The organism is Micrococcus sp. HG099 (assembly GCF_024723355.1).
Classification (GTDB): domain Bacteria; phylum Actinomycetota; class Actinomycetes; order Actinomycetales; family Micrococcaceae; genus Micrococcus; species Micrococcus endophyticus.
The window spans coordinates 1-4,453 of sequence record NZ_JANQCJ010000150.1 but is presented as its reverse complement, the minus strand read 5'-3'; the positions used below and the strand labels follow the sequence as shown (position 1 = coordinate 4,453).

Annotated in this window: 4 protein-coding genes; all 4 read left to right on the top strand. The window is 77.6% G+C overall.

Annotated elements, in window-relative coordinates:
* A partial coding sequence (locus NWP10_RS10575) for an LCP family protein (protein WP_258300874.1) occupies window positions 1-936 on the top strand: 936 nt, incomplete at its 5' end.
* Window positions 933-1,946 carry a DAK2 domain-containing protein gene (locus NWP10_RS10570; protein ID WP_258300873.1) on the top strand — a complete coding sequence of 338 codons (1,014 nt, stop codon included), beginning with the start codon at window positions 933-935 and terminating at the stop codon, window positions 1,944-1,946. The genes NWP10_RS10575 and NWP10_RS10570, both read left to right, overlap by 4 nt.
* Window positions 1,936-4,128, top strand: coding sequence for an ATP-dependent DNA helicase RecG (locus NWP10_RS10565; RefSeq protein WP_258300872.1), 2,193 nt, complete (start codon window positions 1,936-1,938; stop codon window positions 4,126-4,128). Before NWP10_RS10570 ends, NWP10_RS10565 begins: the two co-directional genes overlap by 11 nt.
* Before the next feature lie 3 nt (window positions 4,129-4,131).
* Window positions 4,132-4,453, top strand: a 322-nt coding sequence (locus NWP10_RS10560) for an RsmD family RNA methyltransferase (protein ID WP_258300871.1), incomplete at its 3' end; no start/stop codon positions are given.

The following is a 4,453-nucleotide window of genomic DNA, read 5'->3' as shown; positions in this document are numbered from 1 at the left end:
GGCCAGGGCGGACCGGGCCAGGGCGGCGGGGAGCCCGCCGCGGCCCCGCTCGCGCCCACCGCGCCGCCGCCGGGGATGGACCCCGCCGTCGTCGAGGCTCAGGCGGACGCCGCGGTGCAGGGCCCCGTGGCGCCGGACGCGGACGAGGCCGTGGACGGGCAGGCCCTGGACGTGCTGCTCGTGGGCGAGGACGCCGGCGCGGAGGGCCGCGGGGACGACGGCCGCTCGGACACCCTCATGTGGGTGCACGTGCCGGGGGACCGCAGCGAGGTCCAGGTCATGTCCATCATGCGCGACATGTGGGTGCCGATCCCGGGCCACGGCGACGCCAAGGTCAACGCCGCCTACCAGTACGGCGGGATCCCGCTGACCGTGGCGACCGCGGAGAACATGTTCCAGGCCCGCGTGGACCACGTGGTGGCCGTGGACCTGGCCGGCTTCAAGGGGCTGGTGGACGCCCTCGGCGGCGTCACCGTGGACAACCCGAGGGCCTTCACCTCCTCCGGCGGCGTCGACTTCCCGGCCGGCGCCGTGCACATGGACGGGGACACGGCCCTGGCCTACGCCCGCGAGCGCTACAACCTGCCGCGCAGCGACTTCGATCGCGTGGAGAACCAGCAGCGCCTGGTGAAGGCGATCGTGGACCGGTTCCTGTCCCGGGACACCCTCTCGGACCCGGCCCGCATCCAGGACTCCGTGGCGCGCTTCGCCCCGTTCCTCACCCTGGACGACTCCCTGGACTCGGGCCGCCTGGCCTCCCTGGCCTGGTCCCTGCGCGACGCCCGCGACGCCCCGATCCGCACCAGCACGGTGCCCTCGGTGGGCGTGGGGAACACGGAGGGCGGCCAGGACGTCGTCTGGCCGGACTGGGCCGCGATCGGCCGCCTGGGCGAGGGCATCCGCACGGGCACCCTGGGGGAGGCCGTCGCCCCGTGACCACGCAGACCCGGCCGTCGACGGTGCGGCGCTGGCTGGCCCTCGCGGAGGACCTCGTGGGTCGGGCCGCCCCGCGCCTGAACGCGCTCAACCTGTTCCCCGTCCCGGACGCGGACACGGGGACGAACATGCTCGCCACCCTCGCCGCGGCCCGCCGGGCCGCCGACGCGTGCCCGGAGCAGGACGACGCCGGCGCGGTCCTCGCCCGGGCCGGAGCGGCCGCGCTCGACTCGGCCCGTGGCAACTCCGGCACCCTGCTCGCGGTGGCCCTGGCCGGGATGGCCGAGCCCCTGCGCGGGCGCGCCCGCGCGGACGCGTTCGCCCTGGCGGCCGCGTTCGGGGCGGCGGACCGCGCGGCCCGGCAGGCCCTGTCCGACCCGCGGGAGGGCACCATCCTCACCGTGCTCTCCGCGGCCTCGCGCAGCCTGGCGCGCTCGGCCACCCAGGCCCCGGACAGCCCCGCGGTGGCCGCGGACGTCGACCCGGCCGTGCGCCTGGGCCCGGCGGTGACGGCCATGATGGCCGACTGCCTGCGGGCCGTGGAGCAGACGGAGTCCCAGCTCGCCCCGCTCGCGCAGGCCCGGGTGGTGGACGCCGGCGCCGTGGGCCTGCTGTGGGTGCTGGAGGCGCTGCGCGCGGCCGTCACCGACACGGCCCCGGACGAGGAGCTGGCCACCGCGCTGCACGGCTACGTGGAGGGCGTGCGGCCCGGCCCCGAGCCCGCGGGCGAGGACGCCGTGGAGGTGATGGGCACCCTGGCGCTCACCCCGCTCGCCGCGGCCGACCTGCGCCGTCGCCTCGCCGAGGCCGGGGACTCCGTGATCCTGGCCCCCGTGGGCACGGAGCGGGACGAGCGCGGCCGGGTGCCGTGGCGCGTGCACGTGCACGTGCCCCGCGCCGCCGACGCCGTGGAGCTGATGCGGGCCGCCGGGGAGGTCCAGGGGCTCGCCGTCACCGAGCTGTCCGGGGACGCTGCCGGACCCGACGCCGACGGGTGCCATGGGCGCTGAGGTCCGCGTCACCGACCTGCCCCTGTCCGAGGTGCTCGACGGGCGCCTGCCCGCGCGCCTGGACAAGGAGCTCGGGCTCGCCACGGTGGGGGACCTGCTGGACCACGTGCCCCGGCGCTGGATCGAGCGCGGGGAGCTGACCCCCATCGCGGCCCTGCCGTGGGACGCCGAGGTCACCGTGGTCGCCGACGTCGAGTCCGTCACCACGCGCCGCATGCACAGCCGACCCGGCTTCATCGTGGACGTCACCGTGGCCGACCCCGCCGCGGACGGCGCGCCGGGGGCGAGCCTGTCCATGGCGTTCTTCAACGGCCACGACGCCCGCCGCCGCCTCGCCCCGGGCATGACCGCCATGTTCCAGGGTCGCACCACGGCCTACCGCGGCCGGATCACCCTGAACAACCCGGACTTCGCCCTCCTGGACGACGACGTCGCTCCGGGGGACGTGGACGTGCGCCCGGTGCCCCTGTACCGGGCCACGGGGAAGCTGCCCTCGTGGACCGTCCGCTCGGCCGTGGCGCGCGTCCTCGCCGACGTGGACCTGACCCGAATCCCCGAGCTGCTCACCCCGCGGCTGCGGGCCGAGGCCGCCGCCGCCCTGGACCTGGACGCGCCCCTGCCGGACACCGCGCGGGCCTACCGGGACCTGCACGCCCCCGAGGAGGTGGAGGCCACCGGCCCGGCCCGCACGGCGCTCGCCCTGCGGGAGGCGCTCGTGGTCCAGGCGGCGCTGGCCTGGCGCCGGGACCGGGAGCGCGCGGTGCCCGCCGTGCCCCGCCCGCCGCGGGCCGGGGGGCTGCTCGACGCGCTCGACGCCCGGCTGCCGTTCGCCCTCACCCCCGGCCAGGCCGAGGTGGGGGAGCAGCTGGCCGCCGAGCTGGCCCGGGACGCGCCCATGAGCCGCCTGCTCCAGGGCGACGTCGGCGCCGGCAAGACCCTCGTGGCCCTGCGCGCCATGCTCCAGGTGGTGGACGCCGGCGGACAGGCCGCCCTCGTGGCCCCCACCGAGGTGCTCGCCGCCCAGCACCACCGCGCGCTGCTGGCCCTGATGGGCCCGCTGGCCGAGGCCGGCACGCTCGGGGCGGGGGACGGGCCGGCCACGAAGGTCGTGCTCGTCACCGGATCCCTCAAGACGCAGGCGCGCCGGGAGGCCCTGCTCGCGCTCGCCTCCGGCGAGGCCGGGATCGCCGTCGGCACGCACGCCCTGCTCTCCGACAAGATCGGCTTCGCCGAGCTCGCGCTGGCCGTGGTGGACGAGCAGCACCGCTTCGGCGTGGACCAGCGCGAGGCGCTGCGCCGGTCCAACCCCGGCACCCACCTGCTGGTCATGTCCGCCACCCCCATCCCGCGCTCCGTGGCCATGACCGTGTTCGGGGACCTGGACCTGTCCGTGCTCGAGGGGCTGCCCTCCGGCCGCCAGCCCGTGGCCACCCACGTGGCGCGCATGGATCACGGCCCGCGCGTCATCGGCCGCGTCTGGGAGCTGATCGCCGAGCACGCCGCCGCCGGGCGCCAGGCCTTCGTGGTCTGCCCGCGCATCGACCCGGACGACGCCGACCCCGGGCACGCCAACGTCGAGGAGATGGCCCCGCGCCTGCGCTCGCTGCCCGCGCTGGCCGGCCTGCGCATCGAGGCCGTCCACGGCCGCATGGACCAGGCCGAGCAGGACGCCGCCATGCAGGCCTTCGCCCGCGGGGAGACGGACGTCCTCGTGGCGACCACCGTGATCGAGGTCGGCGTGGACGTGCCCAACGCCACCGTCATGGCGGTGCTGGACGCGGACGACTTCGGCCTGTCCACCCTGCACCAGCTGCGCGGCCGCGTGGGCCGCGGCCCCGACGCCGCCGTCTGCCTGCTGGCCACCCGCCTGCCGGACGGGCACCCCTCCCTGCGCCGCCTCGAGGTCCTCGCCCAGGAGCAGGACGGCATGCGGATCGCCCAGGAGGACCTCGCCACGCGCGGCGTGGGCGACGTCCTCGGCGCCGCCCAGTCCGGGCTCGCCTCGGGGCTGCGCCACGTGGACGTCCTGCGGGACGCCCCGCTGATCGCCGTGGCCGCGGACGCCGTCGGGCGCATCATGGCGGAGGGCCCGGGCCTGTCCGCGCACCCGGCGCTGGCCGCCGAGGTGGCCCGTTGGGAGTCCGAGCACCTCACCGCCGCCGACTACCTCGAGAAGGGCTGAGCCATGTCCCGCATCATCGCCGGCGCCGCCGCAGGACGCCCGCTGACGTCCGTGCCCGGCACCGGCACCCGCCCCACCACGGATCGCACCAAGGAGGCCCTGTTCTCCTGGCTCGAGGCCCGCGACTGGCTCGACGGCACCGCCGTGCTGGACCTCTTCGCCGGCTCCGGCGCCCTGGGCTGCGAGGCCGCCAGCCGCGGCGCCGCGTCCGTGCTGCTCGTGGAGCGGGAGCGGCGGGCCGTGGCCGCCTGCCGCGCCAACGCCGCCCTGGTCAACCGGGCCCGCGGGGCCGACGTCGTGCAGGTGCGGGCCGGCACCGTGGAGC